The 20750-nt window shown below is 62.9% G+C and carries 23 protein-coding genes; 9 read left to right on the top strand and 14 right to left on the bottom strand.

Annotation, left to right across the window (positions count from 1 at the left end; genetic code table 11):
- Together B7L71_RS13920 and B7L71_RS13925 are read left to right on the top strand one after the other, a co-directional pair.
- Positions 1 to 1039 (top strand): MBL fold metallo-hydrolase (locus B7L71_RS13920; protein WP_081138687.1); only part of this gene is annotated, 1039 nt, incomplete at its 5' end.
- Entirely contained in the window at positions 1036 to 1482 is a 447-nt protein-coding gene (locus B7L71_RS13925; RefSeq protein ID WP_016915127.1) for a phosphatase domain-containing protein, read from the top strand. The genes B7L71_RS13920 and B7L71_RS13925, both read left to right, overlap by 4 nt.
- On the opposite strand, the gene B7L71_RS13930 is transcribed toward B7L71_RS13925, so the two are convergent.
- The 3 genes from B7L71_RS13930 to B7L71_RS13940 form a co-directional block, all read right to left on the bottom strand.
- Positions 1479 to 2642: an MFS transporter gene (locus B7L71_RS13930; protein WP_016915128.1), complete on the bottom strand. Its 1164-nt coding sequence runs from the start codon at positions 2640 to 2642 to the stop codon at positions 1479 to 1481. The genes B7L71_RS13925 and B7L71_RS13930 overlap by 4 nt on opposite strands.
- A complete protein-coding gene (locus B7L71_RS13935) occupies positions 2642 to 3637 on the bottom strand; it encodes a GlxA family transcriptional regulator (RefSeq protein WP_081138689.1) in 996 nt (331 codons plus the stop codon). The genes B7L71_RS13930 and B7L71_RS13935 overlap by 1 nt, the downstream gene beginning before the upstream one ends.
- A gap of 200 nt (positions 3638 to 3837) precedes the next feature.
- Positions 3838 to 5436 (bottom strand): solute:sodium symporter family transporter, encoded by a 1599-nt coding sequence (locus B7L71_RS13940; protein WP_081138691.1) that lies wholly within the window; start codon positions 5434 to 5436, stop codon positions 3838 to 3840.
- A 302-nt stretch (positions 5437 to 5738) separates the two neighbouring features.
- Between B7L71_RS13940 and B7L71_RS13945 the strand changes: the two genes are divergently transcribed.
- From B7L71_RS13945 to B7L71_RS13965, 5 genes are all read left to right on the top strand, one after another.
- Entirely contained in the window at positions 5739 to 6152 is a 414-nt protein-coding gene (locus B7L71_RS13945) for a DUF350 domain-containing protein (RefSeq protein ID WP_016915131.1), read from the top strand.
- Between the two features lie 10 nt (positions 6153 to 6162).
- Positions 6163 to 6753 carry a DUF1190 domain-containing protein gene (locus B7L71_RS13950; protein ID WP_039175157.1) on the top strand — a complete coding sequence of 197 codons (591 nt, stop codon included), beginning with the start codon at positions 6163 to 6165 and terminating at the stop codon, positions 6751 to 6753.
- Between the two features lie 18 nt (positions 6754 to 6771).
- The gene (locus B7L71_RS13955) at positions 6772 to 7938 is read left to right on the top strand and encodes a glutathionylspermidine synthase family protein (RefSeq protein ID WP_081138692.1); all 1167 of its coding nucleotides are present in this window, start codon (positions 6772 to 6774) and stop codon (positions 7936 to 7938) included.
- Positions 7939 to 8080: 142 nt separating this feature from the next.
- Entirely contained in the window at positions 8081 to 8230 is a 150-nt protein-coding gene (locus B7L71_RS13960; RefSeq protein WP_249273277.1) for a GGDEF domain-containing protein, read from the top strand.
- A complete protein-coding gene (locus tag B7L71_RS13965; RefSeq protein WP_081138694.1) occupies positions 8202 to 8708 on the top strand; it encodes a hypothetical protein in 507 nt (168 codons plus the stop codon). The genes B7L71_RS13960 and B7L71_RS13965 overlap by 29 nt, the downstream gene beginning before the upstream one ends.
- Here B7L71_RS13965 and B7L71_RS13970 read toward each other — a convergent pair.
- The 11 genes from B7L71_RS13970 to B7L71_RS14020 form a co-directional block, all read right to left on the bottom strand.
- The gene (locus B7L71_RS13970; protein WP_081138695.1) at positions 8691 to 9923 is read right to left on the bottom strand and encodes a molybdopterin molybdotransferase MoeA; all 1233 of its coding nucleotides are present in this window, start codon (positions 9921 to 9923) and stop codon (positions 8691 to 8693) included. The two genes, B7L71_RS13965 and B7L71_RS13970, sit on opposite strands and share 18 nt — an antisense overlap.
- On the bottom strand, positions 9916 to 10434 hold the full coding sequence (gene moaB / locus B7L71_RS13975) for a molybdenum cofactor biosynthesis protein B (RefSeq protein ID WP_081138697.1): 519 nt from the start codon (positions 10432 to 10434) through the stop codon (positions 9916 to 9918). The genes B7L71_RS13970 and moaB overlap by 8 nt, the downstream gene beginning before the upstream one ends.
- A 5-nt stretch (positions 10435 to 10439) precedes the next feature.
- Entirely contained in the window at positions 10440 to 10802 is a 363-nt protein-coding gene (locus B7L71_RS13980; protein WP_039175147.1) for a DUF1244 domain-containing protein, read from the bottom strand.
- A gap of 101 nt (positions 10803 to 10903) precedes the next feature.
- The gene (locus tag B7L71_RS13985) at positions 10904 to 11998 is read right to left on the bottom strand and encodes a formate dehydrogenase subunit gamma (RefSeq protein ID WP_081138784.1); all 1095 of its coding nucleotides are present in this window, start codon (positions 11996 to 11998) and stop codon (positions 10904 to 10906) included.
- Positions 11999 to 12018: 20 nt separating this feature from the next.
- Positions 12019 to 12633 (bottom strand): formate dehydrogenase FDH3 subunit beta, encoded by a 615-nt coding sequence (gene fdh3B / locus B7L71_RS13990; protein ID WP_016915147.1) that lies wholly within the window; start codon positions 12631 to 12633, stop codon positions 12019 to 12021.
- Between the two features lie 70 nt (positions 12634 to 12703).
- On the bottom strand, positions 12704 to 15556 hold the full coding sequence (locus B7L71_RS13995) for a molybdopterin-dependent oxidoreductase (protein ID WP_081138699.1): 2853 nt from the start codon (positions 15554 to 15556) through the stop codon (positions 12704 to 12706).
- Positions 15557 to 15579: 23 nt separating this feature from the next.
- Complete coding sequence (locus B7L71_RS14000) at positions 15580 to 15783, bottom strand: twin-arginine translocation signal domain-containing protein (protein WP_016915149.1); 204 nt, start codon at positions 15781 to 15783, stop codon at positions 15580 to 15582.
- 70 nt (positions 15784 to 15853) lie between these two features.
- Positions 15854 to 16465, bottom strand: a complete 612-nt coding sequence (locus B7L71_RS14005) for a TorD/DmsD family molecular chaperone (RefSeq protein WP_016915150.1) — start codon at positions 16463 to 16465, stop codon at positions 15854 to 15856.
- Between the two features lie 4 nt (positions 16466 to 16469).
- Entirely contained in the window at positions 16470 to 18185 is a 1716-nt protein-coding gene (locus tag B7L71_RS14010) for a 4Fe-4S dicluster domain-containing protein (protein ID WP_081138700.1), read from the bottom strand.
- A gap of 203 nt (positions 18186 to 18388) precedes the next feature.
- Entirely contained in the window at positions 18389 to 18979 is a 591-nt protein-coding gene (locus B7L71_RS14015; RefSeq protein ID WP_081138702.1) for a DUF3306 domain-containing protein, read from the bottom strand.
- Between the two features lie 4 nt (positions 18980 to 18983).
- Positions 18984 to 19415: a DUF3305 domain-containing protein gene (locus B7L71_RS14020; RefSeq protein ID WP_081138703.1), complete on the bottom strand. Its 432-nt coding sequence runs from the start codon at positions 19413 to 19415 to the stop codon at positions 18984 to 18986.
- Positions 19416 to 19559: 144 nt separating this feature from the next.
- On the opposite strand from B7L71_RS14020, the gene B7L71_RS14025 reads away from it, so the two are divergent.
- Positions 19560 to 20417, top strand: a complete 858-nt coding sequence (locus tag B7L71_RS14025; protein ID WP_081138705.1) for a formate dehydrogenase accessory sulfurtransferase FdhD — start codon at positions 19560 to 19562, stop codon at positions 20415 to 20417.
- The coding region (locus B7L71_RS14030; protein ID WP_170919511.1) for an NTP transferase domain-containing protein at positions 20414 to 20750 on the top strand (337 nt) is incomplete at its 3' end. The genes B7L71_RS14025 and B7L71_RS14030, both read left to right, overlap by 4 nt.

The raw sequence follows: 20750 nt of genomic DNA on the forward strand, positions 1-20750 counted from the left end.
GGTCGAGGCCCAGGGCAAACGCCTGCTGCTGGATGTGGGCGGCGCACTGCATCCCGGTGAGGCGATCACCTGGGCGGCGGGGCTCGCGGTAGACGCCGTGCTGATCAGCCACGATCATATCGATCATATTGGCGGGGTGGCCGAGCTGCCCGAGCAGCTGCCGCTCTACTGCACGCCGCTGGTCGCCAAGGCGCTGCCGCCCCACAGAGCGTGGCAGCCACTGCCCTATCGCGGCCGTCTCGAAGTGGAGGGCATTACCGTCACCACCGGCCAGGCGGGCCACTCGCTGGGGGGAGTCTGGCTGCATCTCGACGTGGCGGGCGGGCTTTTCTACAGCGGCGATGCCTGTTTCGAGTCGCGGCTGTTTCCCTTCGATACGCCGCCACCTGCCCGTACTGCGCTGCTGGACGCCTCCTATGGCAGCTACGACCAGCCCCAAGCACACTGCATCAATACCCTGGGCAGCGCCCTGGACACGCCACTGGTGCTGCCGGTACCGGAAACGGGGCGGGCGCTGGAAATGGCGCTATGGTTGGCAGAGGAAGCCGATCGCCGACAGCTCCCCTTGGCCATCGACCCCGTCATTCGCGACAATCTCGCCGCCCTGCTGGGGCTGCCACGCAGTTTGCGGCGTGACGGGCTGGACGACGCCATCGGCACCCTGCTCAAGCGGCCCAACGCCAGCCATCCGACACTCTGGCTGGTCAGCGACCGTGATGACCAGCCCACCGACTGGCCCGACCACCGCCTGCTGCACACCGGCTACCTGACGCCACAGCGCTGTGCGCAGCTGGCCGCCAACGAGGTGCTTTGGCAACGCTGGAACGTGCATCTGCGCGCCTCGCATCTGGTGGCACTGGCCCATCAGCTCCAGGCTGCTCAGGTCGTGCCTCTGTTTACGCGACTGGACGATGAAGCCATTGACCACTGGCGCGAACGTCTAGGCACGCGGCTGACGACCCAGGCACGGCTTGCCCTCAGCAGCCGTTCTCAAGGTTCGGCCGTTTCACTCTTTTCATCTCAGGAATCCATGTCATGACCGCAGTCATCGTTGACGTCGACGGCACGCTTGCCGAATTTCACCCCCAGCAAGTCCATGAGTGGGTGCTGGGCCCCGCCAAACAGTGGGACCCCTTCTTCGCCCATATGGCCCAAGCGCCGGTCATCGAACCCGTGGCCAAACTGGTCAAGCTGCTGAAGGCACAGGGCCAGCAAATCGTCATTTGCAGCGGCCGCCCGGACAGCCACCGCGAGCATACCCAGGCCTGGCTCGACCGCCATGCCATTCCCTTCGATGCCATGTACCTGCGCCCCGAGGGCGATGATCATGTGGACGATGAAGAGGTAAAAGCCGCGCTACTCGATCAAATGCGCAGCGACGGCTTTGCGCCCTGGCTGGTACTGGACGACCGCGACGCCGTGGTCGCTCAGTGGCGCGCCCTGGGGCTTACCTGCCTGCAGTGCGCACCGGGGGATTTTTAAGCACTGGCGGGGGGCACATGCCGCTGCCAAAGCAGCAGTGCTACAGGCACCAGCGCCACAGGCACCAACACCAGGTTGAGGGTTGCCCAACCCAGGCCATTGACCAGGGGACCTGCCAGCAGCGCGGTCAGGGCGGCGGTGCCAAATACCATGAACTCGTTGGTGGCCTGGGTGCGGGCCTTGTCCTCTGGTCGGTAGCTCTGGGTCAGCAGGCCGGTGGCGGGCAAGAACGTAAAATTCCACCCAAGCCCCAGCAGAATGAGGGCCACATTGAACCCCAGCAGGCCGCCCTCCCACTGAGCCACCAGCGCACTCATCACCAGCAGCAGGCATCCGGCCACGATCATTTGCCTGGCGCCAAAACGCGTGACCAGATGCCCCGTCAAGAAAGAGGGTAGAAACATCGCCACCACGTGCCACTGAATGGTCATCGACACGTGATCGAAATGATGCCCCGCCCCCGCCATGGCAAGCGGTGTGGCGGTCATGGCCAGGTTCATGACCCCGTACCCCACCATCGCCGCACTCACCGCCACGATGAACCCGGGCTGGCGGAGTATGTGGCGCAACGGCATGGCATTGGCGGCACCGTGCGTCTGGGAGACAGGCGGTAGCCGCGTCGCCATCAGCACCACCAGTGCGAGCAGGTAGAGCAAGGCCAGTCCTATGAAACTCCCCAGAAACGGCACCATGCTCAGCTCACGGCTCACCCTTGCCAACCAGGGCCCAGCAAACGCTGCCAGAACCCCGCCCCCCATGACCAGGCCAATCGCCCGGTCACGCAACGGTGCGGGAGTTGCTTCCACCGCAGCAAAGCGGTACAGCTGCCCAAAACCAATGCCAATGCCGATCAGCCAGGTCGCCACCAGGAAGAGCCCGAAGTGGGCGCTCACCAAGGCCTGCGCCGCGACGAGCGCGCCCAGCAGACCCACCCCATTGCCCAGCATGAAGCCTCGCTTACGGCCCACTTTGGCCATGATCAACGATGCAGGGATAGTGGCACACATCAGCCCCAACCACTGGGTAGCCACCGGGGCCGTTGACCAGCTCGCACTCGGGGCGAGCGCCGCGCCAATCAAGGGCGAGACGGCGATCAACAGGACGTTGCCCGTGACCAGCAGCGCTTGGCAAAGCGATAACAGCGTCACCGTGAATGGCATCAGAACTCCTCCTGAACAGGGACGGCATGGGATGAGGCAAAACGCTGGCGATACACCGAGGGGGATACCCCGTAGTAGCGCTGAAACTGGCGGCGCAGTTGTTCGGCACCGCCCAGCCGCCAGCGCTGCGCCAGACGCTCTAGAGAGAGCTGTTCGCATTCGCTGATCAGTGCCAGGCGTGCCTGTTCAAGGCGCAGTTGGGTCAGGTACGCGCAAGGCGTGGTGTTCAAATGCTGCTTGAACAGTCTCGTCAGATGGCGCGGGGAGACGGCCATCTGCTCGGCCATGCTCGCAAGCCCGAGCTCTTCACTGGGGTCGGCATGGAGCCGATCCAGCAACCGACGCAGCGGCCCCGCCGATTGCTGGCGGCGCAGCACTTCGCTGAATTGGGACTGCCCCCCTGGACGCTGTAAAAACACCACCAGCTCACGGGCCACACGACCGGCCAGTTCAGACCCGTGATCGTCCTCCAGCAGCGACAGCGCCAAATCGATCCCCGCCGTTACGCCCGCGCTGGTGTAGCGGCCATGGCTTTCGATATAGAGTGCATCGGGCTCGACGCTCAGGGCAGGGTACTCCGCCGCCAGCTGTGCGGCATGGCGCCAATGCGTGGTCACACGGCAGCCATCCAGCAAGCCCGCTGCGGCCAGCAAAAAGGCACCGGAACAAATCGAACCCAGCCGTCTCACGGAAGGCGCTACCTCCCGCAACCACTGTTTGACCTCGTGGATATCGCGCTGCTGCATCACGCCACTGCCGCCCGCCACCAACAGCGTATCCAAGGGAAATCGGGGAAGAGGCCGTTGGTAGGAGTGGGTCGCCTGCAGCGCCAACCCTCCGTTCGTCATGAGTGGGCCAACGCTGTCGGCCACCAGCGTCAGGTGATACAACGGCTGAGCACTCAACGCGTTGGCACTGGCAAACACTTGCCAAGGGCCACACACATCCAGCAGTTGGCAATCAGGATAGGCAAGCAGGGCAAGATGGCGGGTCACGGTTTCTCTCCTCGAGACCAAAGCAGTAAACAGAGTGTCTGCGCTACCCCGCTTGTCGGCAAGGACCATTACCCCACCGAAAACGACATCGAGCCAATGCCCTCACGCGCCGCTCAGGCTTTTTGAACGCTGACAAACGCCAACGCCCCGCAAGGCGGGGCGTTGGCGTTGGGGTTGGCGTTACTACACGTGGCCGATGATCAACCGCCTGCAAACGAGGCGTACATGATCACCACCAGCACCACCAGCACGATGCCGGTGGGCACGGCACCTTTCCACGGGGTGAGGTCGACATCGCCCGAGGCTTCCTGGACCCAGTCCGTGGCGCGGGGGCGCAGCTTGCCGATCACCAGCATCACCGCGACCAGCAGCACGAACACCGCGGCCACGAAGTGGAACTCGTGCATGACCAGCGGCAGCTTGTTGAACGGCGGTACGAAGTAGCCTGCCGCAATCAGCAAACAGCCGCCTACCAGGGCCACTTTTGCGGCCATGGGCGGCACGCGCTTGGTCAACAGCCCCACCAGCACCACGGCCAGAATCGGAATGAAATAGATGGCGTTCATGCGCTGCAGGTAGCCGAACAGGCTATCCTGCCCCGCCAGCAGCGGCGCGATGATCATGGTGCTGATGGCCATGATCCAGCCAAACACCTTGCCGGACTTCACCACCTGCTCTTCCGTGGCGTCCTTTTTCAGCACGCCTTTATAGATCCCCAGGCTGAAGATCGTGGTGGTGCTGTTCAGCGCCGAATTGAACGAGGAGAGAATCGCCCCCACCATCACCGCCGCAAAAAAGCCCGTCAGATAAGGTGGCAGCACGTTGAATACCAGGTGCCCATAGGCTTCATCGGCGCGCACGCCCTGGTCGGCATACAAGTGGTAGGCAATGATGCCCGGAAGCACCAGATAGAGCGGCCCCAGCAGCTTGAAGAAGCCGGTCAACAGCACCCCTTTTTGGCCTTCCGCCAGATTTTTCGCGGCGAAGGTGCGCTGGATGATTTGCTGGTTGGTGGTCCAGTAGAAGAGGTGCAGCAGCAGTACGCCGGTAAAGATGGTCGAGAACGGCACCTGCTGGTCGGGGCCACCCATGGAGTTGAACTTGCCAGGGTCGCTCTCCTTCAGGATGCTCCAGCCTTCCATGACGCCTGTGCCGCCACTCACCGCCTGAAGGCCGAAGTAAACGATCACGAAACCGCCAATCAGCAGCCCCACGCCGTTGAGGGTGTCGGACACCGCCACCGTGCGCAGACCACCGAACAGCGCATACACGGCGCCAATCAGGCCCACGACCCAGACGGTTGCCCACAGCAGGGCCGTGCTGGATTCGATGCCGGTCAAGCCCTGCAAATCCAGCATGCCCTGCAAGCCAATGGCGCCGGAATAGAGAATGATGGGCAGCAGCACCACCGCGTAGGCAATCAGGAAGATGACGTTGGCAATGAGCTGGGTACCGGCATCAAAACGTATCGCCAGCAGCTGCGGCAGCGTGGCAATCCCGCTTTTCAAGAAGCGCGGCAGGAAAAACAGCGCCAGAGCAACCAGCGCAATCACGGCGATGACCTCCCAGGCCATGACGCTCAGGCCGTCGGTAAACGCCGAGCCATTCAACCCCACCATCTGCTCGGTGGAGAGGTTGGTCATCAGCATCGATGCGGCAATCAACGGAAACGTCAGCGTGCGCCCCGCCAGAAAATAGCCGTTGGTGCTGCGATGGTCATCGCGGCGTGTAATACGCCAGGTGACGAAGGCCACCAGGCCCGTAAAAAATAGAAACGATGCCAGGGTAAGGGCATGCATGAGGGAGGTCCTTCGAAGCGGTCGCGTCCTGGGCAGTACCCTGTGCGGGCACGAGGCGCAGTCTCTACACGATACGACACGGTGAATGTTGGTAAAAATACCAGGCTTCGCGGGATTCTAAGGAGGTGACACGATTCATCTATTAGCCTTTAGTCTTACTCAAGTGGCGCAAACGCTGTTTATTTACGTCATTCTGCGTACTGCCTGCCCCTCGATCAGGAAATCACGTCGCGGGTAACGCAGCCACGCCCAGCTATGTCACAATACCGACCCTCCATGGATCACAAGGGAAGCACATCACCATGTTGCACTACCTGCAGGGATTACCGCACTTCTTTGCCTATCTGCTCAGCGCGCTGGGGATGCTGGTCGCGTTCATGTATTGCTACAGCCGACTCACGCCGCATCACGAATGGACACTGATCCGTGAAGGCAATGCCGCTGCCGCCCGGGCCTACGGCGGTTCCATCCTCGGCTTCACGCTGCCGCTCTACAGCGCCATGGCCAACTCCATCAGCTACCTCGATTTCATTCTCTGGGGCATCGTGGCCTTCGGGGTGCAAATCGCCACGTTCTTCGGCTTGAAGCTGATGCTGCGCCGCCAGGGCGAGAGCCTTTCCCAGCACATCACCGAGGGGCACCAGGCTTATGGCACGCTGGTGGGCAGCGTTTCCATCGCGGTCGGCCTCATCAACGCCGCTTCCATGACCTGGTAAGGAGTTCGACATGGCAGATCAACATCTTCCTCGCCGCAAGCGCAGTGCACGGCTGTCGTTGGCCATGATGGGCACCGGCGCCTTTGGCCTGACCGCCTGTACCGAACCCGCCCAGGACGAACACATTACCGACGTGAATTTTGACGAACCGCGCAGCTTCCAGAGCGTCGAAGACTGTGTGGCCGCCAATATCTATACCCGCAGCGCCTGTGAGGAGGCCCATACGGCAGCGCTGGAGTCGGTACCGCGCTTCAATACGCTGGAAGCCTGCGAGGCCGAACACGGCGAAGGCGCCTGTGCCGCGCCCAATGAAGAGCAGGCCCAAGCCAGTGGCGGCGGTAGCTGGTTCATGCCCGCCATGATGGGCTACATGATGGGGAGCATGCTGTCGAACACCAACCGTGGGCGTTCCTTCGAGCGGGTTTACCAGGAGCCGGTCTATCGCAACCGTGACAACCAGGGCAACTGGAATGCCGCCGCCAGCCAAGCGACCCAGCGGGTCAATCAACGCAACGACGCCATGCGCAACTCGGTGGTTCAAAGCCGTCAAACCACCACGCGCCGTGGCCTGGGCACGCGCTCTGCCTCCTGGGGCTCCTGACCCACACCCGGAGCTCTCATGCTAAGGATCACCGTTCCTGAACGACCCCAGTGGCAAGCCCTGGCACAGCAGCTGGGCTTCCACTTTCACACCATCGACGGCGAGCCCTACTGGAAAGAGAGCGCTTACTACCAGTTCACGCTGGAGCAAGTTGAGCGCGACATGGAAACTCCCACCGAAACGCTGCACGAGATGTGCATGGCGCTGGTCGACCGCGTATGCCGCTCGGAGGCCCTACTGCAGCGGCTGGCGATCCCCGCACATATGTGGGAGACCATCCATCGCTCCTGGACCTCCGGCCAACCGCCGCTGTATGGGCGCATGGATTTTGCCTACTCAGGGGACGGCCCGGCCAAACTGCTGGAGCTGAACTACGATACGCCCACCTCGCTTTACGAGGCGGGGTTCTTCCAATGGGTATGGCTGGAACAGGCCATTGCCCAGGGCATCCTGCCTCGCCATGCCGACCAGTACAACTCCATCCAGGAGCGCCTGCTGAACGCCCTGGCACATCTGGGCGACCGGCTCCCCGACCGCACGCTGCATTTCTCTTGTGTGAAGGGCAGCGACGAAGAGCGGGCTACCGTCCGCTACCTGCAGGACATCGCGCTGCAAGCGGGGCTGCACGCGCCGTTCGTCTACATCGAGGATATTGGCGTGACGCCGGGGCAGTCCCACTTCGTGGACATGGAAGACCAGCCGATGGCGGCGGTTTTCAAGCTGTACCCTTGGGAAGAGATGGCGGTGGAAGCGTTCAGCCAGCAGATCACCCAGCTGGACACCCACTGGTTCGAGCCGCCCTGGAAGGCGATTCTGTCCAACAAGGGTATCCTGCCGCTGCTGTGGGAACAGTTCGAAGGCCACCCCAATCTGCTGCCCGCCTATTTCGAGCCAACCGAGCACGCCTCGCCTGCGCCGGGCTGGGTTCGCAAACCGTTTTTCTCTCGGGAGGGCAGCAACGTCAGCCTGACCACCCCCGATGGAGTGTCGGAAAACGTCGGTGGGCCTTACACCGATAGCCCGTGGATTCGTCAGGCGTACCATCCGCTCCCCAGGTTTGGGGAGCGGCATGCCCTGGTCGGCAGTTGGGTGGTGGGCGATCGTGCCTGTGGTATCGGCATTCGCGAAGACGTGGGCAGAATCACCAAGGACACGTCCTGTTTCGTACCTCACGCGATCGTGTAAGCGTGCGTTTGTGAGCGCACGTCGCGCTTAGGCGGCGCTGCTGCCCTGATGATGCTCGGCTGCAGGCTGCCACCTGGGCGCCACCCGAAGAGCTGCGTTTCACGCGGGCAGAGAACGCTTCCGCTGCACCTTCAGCGTCGGGATCAGCAGTTTCCCTGAACATCCCTCTACCGAATCGCTACGCCTCAGCGCCGATCAGGCGCTCTATCGTGCCAAGCACCAGGGGCGTAACCAGGTGGTCTTGATCAGCACGGCGCAGGATCATGGCGGATTCGCGCCCCGCGGGGCATGAGGCAGCAAACCTATCCCTTGAAGATGCTATCCGCGAGGACGATGGCCGCATCGTCGATGTGGAAGAGCCCTGCCAGCAGGTGGTGCGACTTGCCCCTTGGCGCCTTCAAAGCGCCCCGAAACGCTGCCTGACGCACTGCGCCCTTTCGTCAGCACGCTTTGGCAGCCCGAAGATGCCCGTGTGGCCACGATGGCACTCGAACCGTGACCTGCGTGGTCTTTCAGGCAGGCGGTTATTCCAGCTTGCCAGCTCCCCAAGCCGCTGGCTGACCCTGCGCGACGCCGCAGACCCATGGCAACTGGGCATGGGCTCGGAGAGTCGGCTGGCACGCCTGCCGGTCGCCCAGCTGCATTCGCTGCCTCCCCTGATCGCCGCCCGCACGGGCATGCCCGCGCTGTGCGGGCTGAGGCTGGAACAGCAGCGGCTGACCTTGCTGCTGGATGGCCAACGGCTGTCGCCGTCAGTGCTCCAGCCATAGGCAGCGCACGGCGTCCCCTGGGGCTATCTGCTGGTGAGCATCGATGACGGCCAGCGCATCGGCCTCGATACACGAAGAGAGCACCGCCGAGTTCTGGTCTTCAAACGCCACCGCGTAGATTCCCTGAGCGCTAAAGCGCAGCGCCACGCGCATGTAGTGTTGCCGTGGCCCCGTCTCGGTGGTGAACTGCGCCTTCGCGGTGATCTCTGGCAGTGACGCAAGCGCAGGGCAGCCCAACAACGCTCCCATCAGCGGGCGTAAAAAGAGCCAGGCGCCAACGAATCCGGACACCGGATTGCCTGGCAGGCCGACAAAGCGCGCCTCGCCCCCTGCCTCGGTCGGCAGACGTCCCAGCGCCAGCGGCTTACCGGGGCGAATGGCCAGCTTCCACATATCCAGCTGCCCCAACGACTCCAGCGCAGCCTTGACGTGGTCCTCTTCCCCCACGCTGACACCACCGGTGCTGACCACCACGTCGGCCACGGCCGCCGCCTGTTCGAGAATCTCGACGGTGCGGGCATAGTCGTCGGGAACGCTGACCCGCTGTACGACCTCAGCACCAAAGCGCTCCAGCAAACGCGTCAGCATCGGGCGATTGGAGTTATAGAGCTGGCCAGGCTGCAAGGGCATGCCTGGGTCGACGATCTCGTCGCCGGTGGAGAGCAGCGCCACCCGGGGCCGACGGCGCACGCTGACCTCGGTCACTCCTTGCCCCGCCAGGTGCCCCAGTGCAGCCGCTTCCAGGCGCTGCCCCGCCTTGAGCAGCACGTCTCCACGCTGCACGTCACGCCCCTTGAGCCTGACGTTGTCACCTGCGGGTACGTCATGGGGAATTACCGCGTGGCCGTCGTCCAGGGTGACGCGCTCCTGCATGACCACGCAATCCGCGCCCGCCGGAATCTGGCCCCCGGTAAAGATCCGCGCGCAGCTGCCTTCTGCCAGCGGTTGGGCCAGGCTTCCGGCAGCAATCCGCTGACTGACCGGCAGCCGCTTGCCCGCGTCGCTGGCGCGCAGCGCATAACCATCCATGGCGCTGTTATCGAAGGGCGGCACGTCCAGCGTTGCCATCACCGGCTCCGCCAGCACTCGGCCCGCCGCCTCTTCAAGCGGCACCTGCTCGGCTGGCAGCGGTACCAGCCCCGCCAGCAGCGCATCGAGAGCGGCGCTGATGGGTTGCAGTGGCGGTGACTGATGTCCTGCGCGTTGCTCAGCCATGCTGCCCCCGGCCGGGAATGACCAGGTTGGCAAAGTTGCAGGGCTTGTGGCGGCTATCCAGCTGCTCGGCCAGAATGCCGTCCCACCCGGTGCGGCAGGCACCGGTGGAGCCCGGCAGACAAAACACCACCGTGGCGTTGGCAAAACCGCCCAAGGCGCGGCTTTGAATGGTTGAGCTGCCGATTTCGTCGCCACTCAGCTGGCGAAAGCGCTCGCCGAACCCCTCGATGCGCTTGTCCAACAGCACCGAGACCGCTTCTGGAGTGGAGTCACGGCCGGTGAAGCCGGTGCCACCGGTGGTCAGCACCACCTGCACGCCGGGGTCGGCGATCCACTGGGCCACTACGGCACGAATCTGGTACACGTCGTCCGGCACGATACGCTTGTCGGCCAGCATATGCCCGGCCTCGGTCAGCCGCTGAACCAGCGACTGACCCGAGCGGTCGGTCTCTTCGGTGCGGGTGTCCGAGACGGTGAGCACCGCAATATTCAGGGCTTCCATGGCATCCATTGGCGCTACTCCTTGGGCTCGTTCTGTGAAGGGGACTCGTTCTGTGAAGGGGCTTTCTTGCGCGCCTGGCGAGCCTCGAGTGCCGCCAACTGCTCCGGAGTGGCCTCGCCCTGGTGGTTGGCTTTCCATTCACTGTAGGGCATGCCATAGACATACTCGCGGGCAGCGTCCATTTCCAGAGGCGTGCCGCGCTCATCGGCTGCGCTGACCAGCCACTTGGAGAGACAGTTACGGCAGAAGTCCGCCAGAATCATCAGGTCGATGTTCTGCACGTCCTTGTTGTCATCCAGGTGCTTGAGCAAGCGACGAAATGCAGCGGCTTCCAGCTCCGTGCGGGTTGCGGTATCCAGTTCATCGAACGTAGCCATGCGGATTCCTTTTTCAAAACAGGGTTGATATGCAGCATAACAAAAGACACCGCCCGAGGGCGGTGTCATGGGGCGTTCTCTTGCAATGACAGGCAAAGGTGTCAGCTCGGCCTTGTCGATGGCTCGCTGCTGTCGCCCGCCTTCTGAGCAGCCACCTCTTCCTCGCTCAGCGACTGTCCCTTGACCTCTTCGTACCACAAGTTGTGGTGCTCCTTGGCCCAGGTTTCGTCCACGTAGCCGGTGGTCATGCCCTCCAGCGACCCTTCGGTCCCTAGCGTACCGATGTAGATGTGCCCCAGCGCCACGGCAGTCAAGCCCAGCGCGCCCACGGCATGGATGATGTTGGCCCACTGCATGGCATCGCGGCTCTGCCCGTAGTTCGGGAAGTCGAGCACGAAGCCACTGGCCACCACCAACAGCCCTGCGGTAGCCAGCAGCCAGTACCAGACTTTTTCACCGCCGTTGGCAAAGCCTGCATCCGGGTGGCCTTTACCGACCAGGCCGCCGCCCTGCTTGAACCACTGCAGGTCATGCTTCTTGGGGATATTGTCCTTCAGCAGCTTGACCAGCAGCACGATCAGCAGGATGCCGAACAGTGGCCCCAGATAGTTGTGAAGCACCTTGGAGGCCGCAATCATCCAGGCCCATACCGCGTCGCCAAACAGCGAGCGGAAGACGAACTTGCCATACAGCAGGTTGAGACCGGTCAGCGCCAGGGTGATGAACAGCGTCGCTACCGTCCAGTGCAGCGCGCGCATGAACAGCGGCCAGCGCAGCAGCTTGCGGCCGGTACGCGGCTCGTCCAGATGCTTGCGGCCAATCACCAGGTAGAACAGCGTGATCACGCTGGCCATGCCCAGAATGGCAATCAGGCCAAATGGCGAGACCCAGCGATTGCGCAGAATCCGCCACGTTTCACCGCTGGCGTTGATCAGGTTGTAGTTGCTGTCGTGACGCGAATCACGATAGTTCGGGCCGGTTTCACCGCTGCGTACCTGGCGCCACTGCTCGGCCGTTATGCCAGGGGCGGCGGTGGACATTTCCCGTTGCGGGTCCGCCTGGGCCACGGCCAGCTGGCTCACACCGAGGCTGGCCACCAGCAGTAGCAGCATCAAGCACAGGTGCCAGATACGCTTCAACCCACGGGCGGCATGCCCGTTGGCCGATGTAGGCATTTCAACGGTAGTCATGGTCATTGTGGTCATGACACGCCTCCTTAGCCTTTGCGGGCAGCATCGTAGGCAAGGTTGTCGGTGCTGGCCTGGGGATTGTTCGACCACGCTCCATCCGGGTGGCCACGATGGACGACACGCTGACGGAAGATGTCGGCGACGTCCTGCGCATCACCTGCCAGCAGCGCTTTGGTCGAGCACATCTCGGCGCACAGCGGCAGCTTGCCTTCGGCAATACGGTTGGAACCGTACTTCTGGTACTCCTCTTCCTTGCTTTCTGCCGGGCCGCCTGCGCAGAAGGTGCACTTGTCCATCTTGCCGCGCTCGCCAAAGGCGTTCTGCTTGGGGAACTGGGGGGCGCCGAAGGGGCAGGCATACAGGCAGTAGCCGCAGCCGATGCACAGGTCCTTGTCGTGCAGCACGATACCGTCGTCGGTCTTGTAGAAGCAGTCGGTGGGACAGACAGCCATGCAAGGGGCGTCGTCACAGTGCATGCAGGCCACCGAAATCGACATTTCGCTGGCTTCACCGTCGTTCAGCGTGACCACGCGGCGGCGCTGAATGCCCCACTCGACGTCGTTGGCATTTTTACAGGCGGTGACGCAGCCGTTGCATTCGATGCAGCGCTCGGCATCACACATGAATTTCATTTGAGCCATGGTGTTCTCCTCTTGCCGATGCGGACGTTGCCGCATCGGCCTGCTGTCTGGTCGGGTCGCGCGTGATCGTTCAAGCGCGCTCAATACGACAAATGGTGCACTTGGTCTCTTGCATCAGTGTCACCGGGTCGTAGCCGTAAGTGGTCGCCGTGTTGGCTGCCTCGCCCTGAACATAGGGCGCCGTGCCTTCCGGGTAGCGATCATGCAGGTTCTCGCCCTGGAAGATGCCGCCAAAGTGGAACGGCATGAAGGCCACCTTGCGATCCACCCTGGGCGTGACCAGAGCTTTCACCTTGACGCGGCCACCCTCGGCGCCCTCGACCCAGACATCGTCACCGTCACGTACGCCGATATCGTTGGCATCGGCAGGGTTCATCTCGACGAACATTTCCTGCTGCAGCTCCGCCAGCCAGGACATCGAGCGGGTTTCTTCACCCCCGCCTTCGTACTCGACCAGGCGGCCAGACGTCAGAATGATCGGGTAGTCCGCGCTGTTGTCACGATCCTGAATGGTCTTGTAGAGCGTGGGCAGACGCATGATGGAGTCGAAGTCGTCCCAGGTGGGATAACGCTCGACCAGATCACGCCGCGTGGTGTAGAGCGGCTCGCGGTGCTTGGGCACTTCATCGGGGAAGGTCCACACCACGGCACGGGCCTTGGCATTACCATAAGGCGCACAGCCGTGTTCGATGGCCACTCGCTGGATACCGCCGGAGAAGTCGGTTTTCCAGTTTTTACCTTCAGCAGCCTCTTTCTCTTCGGCCGTCAGGTCATCCCACCAGCCCAGGTCTTTCAGCAGCTGGTCGTTGAACTCCGGATAGCCGTCGTCGATGTCGCCGCCTACCGGGGCCGAGCCTTCGGCCAGCAGGTTGACGCCGTTACGCTCGATGCCAAAACGGGCGCGGAAGCCCATGCCGCCTTCCATCACGGGCACGCTGGTATCGTAGAGGTTCGGGGAGCCCGGGTGACGGAACTCCGGGGTACCCCAGCAGGGCCACGGCAAACCGTAGTAGTCGCCATCCGAGGGGCCACCCTGAGCACGCAGATTTTCAAAGCTGAAGGTGTGCCAGTTTTGCTGGTGCTCTTTCAGGCGCTCCGGGCTTTGGCCGGTGTAACCCACCGTCCACATGCCGCGATTGATTTCGCGCAGCACGTCTTCGATCACCGGACGATTACCTTCCATGGCGTAGTTCTTGACGAACTCGTTGCCAAACCCCAGCTTGTTGGCAAACAGGGTCATGATCTCATGGTCGGGCTTGGACTCGAACAGCGGCTCGATGACCTGATCACGCCACTGGATCGAGCGATTGGTGGAGGTGACGCTACCGGTGGTTTCGAACTGGGTGGCGGCAGGCAGCAGGTAGACGCCGTCGGTGCGGTCGTGCATGACGGCCGCGACGGTGGGATACGGGTCGACGATGACCATCATCTCGAGCTTCTGCATGGCCTTTTGCATTTCAACGCCGCGGGTTTGCGAGTTGACCGCGTGGCCCCAGTAGAACATCGCTTTCAGCGCGGTGCGCTGGGAGATGTTCTCGTCCTCTTCCAGCACGCCATCCACCCAGCGCGACACGGTGATACCGTTGGTGTACATGGGTTTGCCGTCGGCGTACTCGGTATCGTCGAAACGCCCTTTCAACCACTCGTACTCTACACCCCACACGGAGGCCCAATGCTGCCATGCTTCTTCGGCCAAACCGTAATAACCCGGCAGTGAATCAGACCCCAGGCCCATATCGGTGGCACCCTGTACGTTGTCGTGACCACGCAGGATGTTGGCACCACCGCCCGACTTGCCGATGTTGCCCAGTGCCAGCTCCAGGATGCAGTAGGCGCGGGTGTTGTTATTGCCGGTGGTGTGCTGAGTACCGCCCATACACCAGATCACACAGCCCGGACGGTTGTCGGAAAGCCGCTTGGCCACCTCGAACATGTCGGCTTCCGAGACGCCGGTGATGTCTTCCACGACGCTGGGCAGGAACTGGGCGACTTCGGCACGCACTTCATCCATGCCGTAGACGCGCTGGTTGATGTATTCGCGGTCTTCCCAGCCGTTTTCGAAAATGTGCCACAACAGGCCCCAGATGTAGGCCACATCGGAGCCAGGGCGGATGCGCACGTACTTGTTGGCCTTGGCGGCCGTACGCGTGAAGCGCGGATCGGCAACGATGATGTCGCAGTTATTGCGCTCTTTGGCAATCAGGATGTGCTGCATCGCCACCGGGTGGGCTTCACTGGGGTTGGAGCCGATGAACAGCATGGAGCGGCTGTTGTGCATATCGTTGAGCGAGTTGGTCATCGCCCCGTAGCCCCAGGTATTGGCCACACCCGCTACCGTGGTGGAGTGGCAGATACGCGCTTGGTGATCGGTGTTGTTGGTACCCCACATGGAGGCGAGCTTGCGCATCAGATACGCCTGCTCGTTGTTGAACTTGGCCGAGCCCAGCCAGTAGACGCTATCGGGGCCATAGGCGTCCCGCAGTTCCAGCAGCTTGTCGCCGATCTCATTGACGGCGTCGTCCCAGCTCAGGCGCTGCCATTCACCCGCGACCAGCTTCATCGGGTACTTCAGGCGACGCGTGGAGTGGCCGTGCTGGCGCAGAGAGGCGCCTTTCGCACAGTGGGCGCCACGGTTGATCGGGTGGTCGAAGGCTGGCTCCTGCTTGGTCCAGATGCCCTCCTGCACTTCTGCATACACGCCACACCCCACTGAACAGTGGGAGCAGATGGTGCGCTTGGTTTCGACGGGGGAGTCGAGCACCGGGGTCTTGTTCGCCGCTTCGGTGCGCTGCATCATCGGCGCGCCCATGAAACCAACCGCCGCAACACCGGCCGTACCCGCGCCGGTACGCTTGAGGAATTGGCGACGAGAGATACCCAGCCCAGACGCGGCCGGAGCTTGAGTTTTACGAGTTAAGCGCATGGCAAATCTCCTGATGGTCGCCGTCAGTCACGCAGCGAGGCGTAGTAGGCACGAACGTGATCCGTCTCGCGGTAATTCACCGACTGGGCTTCACGCTGGCTGGGCGTCTTGTCGCTCGCCTGTACGAGGGTAACGTGACCGACCGCCGCTGCCGCACCTGCTGCTGCGGTGCCCAGGCCAACGGTCTTCATGAACCGACGCCGTTCAGGGTTATGTGACGTGTGCATAGGGTTCTCCACTGTCATGCTTGTTATGCTTGGGCCGCTGGCCCGGCTATTCACTGACCGCGAACCAGGGTCAGGTCACGAGTCGTACTGGCTGATGGGCGGCTCGGTCGCTGATACGCGCCTGCTCGCTCTCCATGAAGGCACTGCCTAGCGCGCCCAGCGCGGCATAGAAGGCAGCCTCCACGTCAGCCACATCGTCGAAGCAGCGCTTTGCCCAGGGGGCCAAGTGCTGCTGAAAAAAAGCTACCTGCTCATCTGCCTGAGCTTCTACCAGCATGCCCATGACTTCACACACGGCGGCAAGGTGATCCTCGGGCTCATGGGTGCGTTCACTGCGCTCGAAGCCCAGCTCCCTCAGGTCACGGCGCAGCGCCACCAGCGCGGCTTCCATGAGCTCACCCTGCTGATACCAGGAGGCATAGGGCACGATATCGCCCTGAATGACGCCCACCAGATGGCGAAAGTGGGCGCGCTGCAGTCGCTCGGGGTCGGCCTGGGCGGCTGCCTTGGCAAGGCCAGCCCAGCATTCGGCCAGCCGCGTGCCGTCCTGTTCTACCTCCAGCTCGGCCAGCCAGGCCAGGAGCTCGACGTCGGGCGACTGGCGCAACAGCCGTGCCAGCAGTTGGTAGATATCCCCGCGCAGCGCGTCGACCTCGCTGAGCATCGCCTCGGTTTCACTCATGGCGTTACACCTTCAACTGCGCGTCAGGGTCGCGCATCATGGTTTTCCAGACGTCTTTCACGCGGCAGTCTTCACACATTTCCAGACGCGCCAGCGCATCGCCAGCAAAATAGGGGTGATTGGCCAGCTTGGTTTTCATCGCCGCCACCGTGCTGACCGTCGCGAACGGTTTGCCACAGCCGATGCACTCAAAGGCAGGCTCTTCATGGCACACGTGGCGCGTTTCACGGGCAGGCGCGGCCAGAAAGCCAGGCACCAGGGTGATGGCATTTTCCGGGCATGCTTTTTCGCACAGGCCACACTGCACACAGTCGGCTTCCAGGAAACTGAGCACCGGCGTATCGCCGCCTGCCTGCAACGCGGGTGTCGGGCAATTGCTGACGCAGGCATAGCACAACGTACAGGCACTGCTATCCACATCGATACCGCCGTAGGCCGCGCCTTCCGGCAACGCTTGACGCTCGCCGCTGGGGGTTCCCAGCGCGGCCAGGCGTGCCAGCACCTGATTCAATCGCGTGCGCTTGTTGGGCTCGCGGAAGCTGACGGCAGTGTCACTCAACGGCAGCAGGCTGGGCAGAGCATCGCGCGCGTCAGTGGCGTTGGCCGCCACCAGTTGGATACGTTCGACGGCGTGGCCAAGCGCTGCCAGCAACCCCTGGGCCAGCGCCACCTGATGATTCAGAAAGGCGCTCAAACGGGGCGGCATGCCCTCGTGAAGCTGAATACGTACTTCAGAGGCGCCGCTGGCCAAGGCCGTCAGCCACTGGTCGTGGCCAGCCGCGCCCAGCTCTTCCAGCGGCACATCGATGAGATGGCCTGGCGTGACCACGCCCGCCTGGCGCTCTTGCTCCAGAGTATCGTGAGTAACGAAGCGCAGCACGGGCACCTCGCCTCCCGCTTCGCGGTAGGCCTCGAGCCACACTGACAGCGTATCCTGCTGACGGCGCGTTTCGGGCAGCCTGAACTCGATGGCACCGGTGGGGCAGGCGCTGGTGCAACTACCGACGCCCTGGCACAGAAAGGGATCTATCTCGATGCGGGACTCGATACGCCCCTTGATGCTGGTGATGGCATCCGCCGGGCAGACGTCCAGGCAGCGGGTACACCCGACATTGCCACTGGCCGAATGCGCGCACAGGTCGGTATTGACCTGGAAGTAACGGGGCTTGTCGAACTCGCCTACCAGCTCGACGGCACTCTCCAGCACTTGCTGGCGCTGCTCATCGGCAGCCTCGGGAGCGAGTCGCAAATAGCCAGGCGGCGGCAGTTCCCATGGCATCGCGGGCAGCATGCCGGGGGCCGTCAGGTCCAGCACGACATCGAAGGCGTCACGCTCGACCAGCACTTGTGCCAGATCCAGCGTTTCACCCTGTGAAAACGGCACCTGAAGATGAAACGCGCCCAGGTGCCCGGTGATAGTGAGCTGCGCCAGCTGCTCGGCACTCAAGGGCTGCTCGATGACGGGCTCACTGCCCATCGGCAGCTCGGCGGCGTCGTTCAGGGTCAGTAGCGTCAGCGATGCCAACCCCTGATGCTGCAGCGCACGCGCGGCGGCTATCACAGGTTGAACGGCACCGATCAGCACCACGTGTCCACGACTATGGTAGGTAACGTTGGCGGGGGTCAGATTGACTGGCCAGGAGATACGCCGACGCACCGCTTCACGAGCGGCCGCGTTGCGCTGGTCGTCAATCGACGCCAGTTGGATTCGTTGATTCATGCACGCTCACGGTCAATGGGTCGTTCTTATTATTTTATTTGAATGGTCGTTTTAATGGTCATTTTGACACAAGTGCGGTGTAACGCCACCTCCCTTATGCCTTCAGCGTATGGTGCTATGCCGCCTTTTGCCACTTTCATTGGTCTTATCACTGTCAACGGCGGCCCGCTAGGCCAGCGCTAACTCTATGATAAACAAGACAACTATCGCTCAGGACGCTCGCTGTGAGCGTGATGAGGCAAATCAGACTGGTCGTCCAGATCGGGGCTTTGTACAAAACTGTCATCCCTTGTGCAAGTCGCCTCCTCCTGGGCAACGGACGTCGCTTGCGTTTCTTGCGCTCCTGCTGCACGCGCCTCGTCTTCCCGGGGCGCCTCGATGGCCTCTTCCGCCTGGTGAGCCCACCGCCTGAGCTTGTCCGCCAGCTCGCTGGCCATGGGCTTCAACTGCTGCGTGTAGTCGGCATCGTAATCATCCAACCCGTCACGCACGTTGTAGTTGCCGGTGGCCCACAGTCGGCGCAGGGCACGGCGGCGCAGCGCCGAGCTGACCCCCGCCGCCATGAAGACACTGAAGTCGCTGCCAGCGGGCAGGGTATCAGGGTCGGGGAGCGTATCGTCCAGGCTGCCGGGCGCAGGTGCCGGGGGCTCAGCGGGGTCGGCCGGGGCTTCCTGCTGCTGGTGCGCTTCAGGCAGCACAGACGCATCCTCGCTTGCCTGGGCAGGCTCGGGTGCCATGACGGCATCGCTCTCGAGGCCACGCTTTTTGCGCGACCAACGCTCTAATCGGCTCATCGGATCACTCCTTGTCGGGCAGCGTCTGGGCGCGGCCTGCCCCTTTGCGTTTTTTCTTGCGCTGCTCCACGGGGGCTTCTCCATGACGGGCCAGATAGCGTTCGATCCATACCTGAATGGCCAGCGGCATGGGAGCCTCCAGCACCTGCTGTTCGCCATCCAGCCAGCCCGCCGCGACATCCTGGCTCGCGGTAATGGCATCCGGCCTGGCTGGCTGCCCGGTAAACCCGGCGCGCACGAAGAGCCGCGGCGTCGCGGAGGTCAGATTGAAGCGGTAAGCCGCGCGTTCGGTCATGGAGAGCTGCAGACGCAGCACGTGGTCGCCCTGATCACCGGGCACCAGCTCGATGATACGCCACTGGGTCACGGTAAACGCCCCCATGGTCTTTCGTTCGGCCACCAGAGTGGCACTAATGGCACGCAAATTATCACTCATGAGTTGCCCCTTTAGACCTTGAACGGGTAGACAAGTAAGCCTTTTGAGCGCCATCATCGTCAACTCAGACTATTTTACTCAACTATTACGTTAAACGCCGCGCCCATCGGGCGAGGCAGTGACGCGGAGCAGTGAGGATTGCGCATGCCCGCCCTTCAGTTAAGCCGTGCCCGGCTGCCAGCCACCACCACCATTAGCGTGATGGATGCCTACGGAGCAACCTGCCAGCAGGCCATTGCCGCCGAACGCGCCCTGACGGTCTACCTCAACAAGCGTGAAATCGTGACGCTAATGACCCTGGGCGATGACCCCGAAGCGCTGGTGGTTGGCTACCTGCGTAACCAGGGGCTGCTGTACCGGGCAGAAGACCTTATGGTGGTACAGGTGGATTGGGAGGTAGAGGCCGCCGCCGTGGTCACGCGCCATCTGCCCGACGACCTGGAAGCACGCCTGGGGACCCGCACGGTGACCACGGGATGCGGGCAGGGCACGGTATTCGGCAAGCTGCTGGAGCAGACATCGCTCACGGCGCTGCCCGCCACGCCGCTGGCCCAGTCGACCCTCTACCAGCTGCTGACCAATCTGAACCACTATAACGAAACGTATCGTAGCGCAGGGGCCGTGCATGGCTGCGCGCTGTGCCAGCAGGCCCAGGTGCTCGATTTCGTCGAGGACGTGGGGCGGCACAACGCCGTGGATACCCTGGCAGGCCGCCAGTGGTTGAACCAGGCCAACAGCCAGCAGGCCGATCTCTTCTACACCACCGGCAGGCTGACTTCCGAGATGGTGCTGAAAGTGGCACAAATGGGCATCAGCGTGCTGGTCTCACGCTCGGGGGTGACCCAGAAGGGTGTCGAGCTGGCCGAACGCTTCGGTGTGATGCTGATTGCCCGCGCCAAGGGCAAAAGCTTCCAGGCCATCAACGCCGAGGGGCGCTTGACGCTGGATGACATTCCCCCCAAACCGCCGAGCGCTCGCTCGTCCAGGGAGGCAGGCATATGATCGCGACACACGACCTTACCGGCATGATTCTCGCGGGGGGTGAGGGCCGCCGCATGGGCGGCCGTGACAAGGGCCTCGAGCCCTTCGCAGGCCTGCCGCTGGTGGCGCATACCGTCAAGCGCTTCGACGGCCACGTCCATGAGCTGATGATCAACGCCAACCGCAATGGCGATGCATACGCACTGTTTGCCGATCGAGTGATCGCCGATGCCGAAGGCGGCTTCAAGGGCCCGTTGATGGGCATTTACAGCGGCCTGCGCGCCGCCCGCACGCCGTGGCTGCTGGTTGCCCCCTGCGACTCCCCCGCGCTGCCCCATGACCTGGTGGCGCGCA

This window comes from Halomonas sp. BC2 (assembly GCF_002078115.1).
In the GTDB taxonomy this organism is placed as follows: domain Bacteria; phylum Pseudomonadota; class Gammaproteobacteria; order Pseudomonadales; family Halomonadaceae; genus Vreelandella; species Vreelandella stevensii.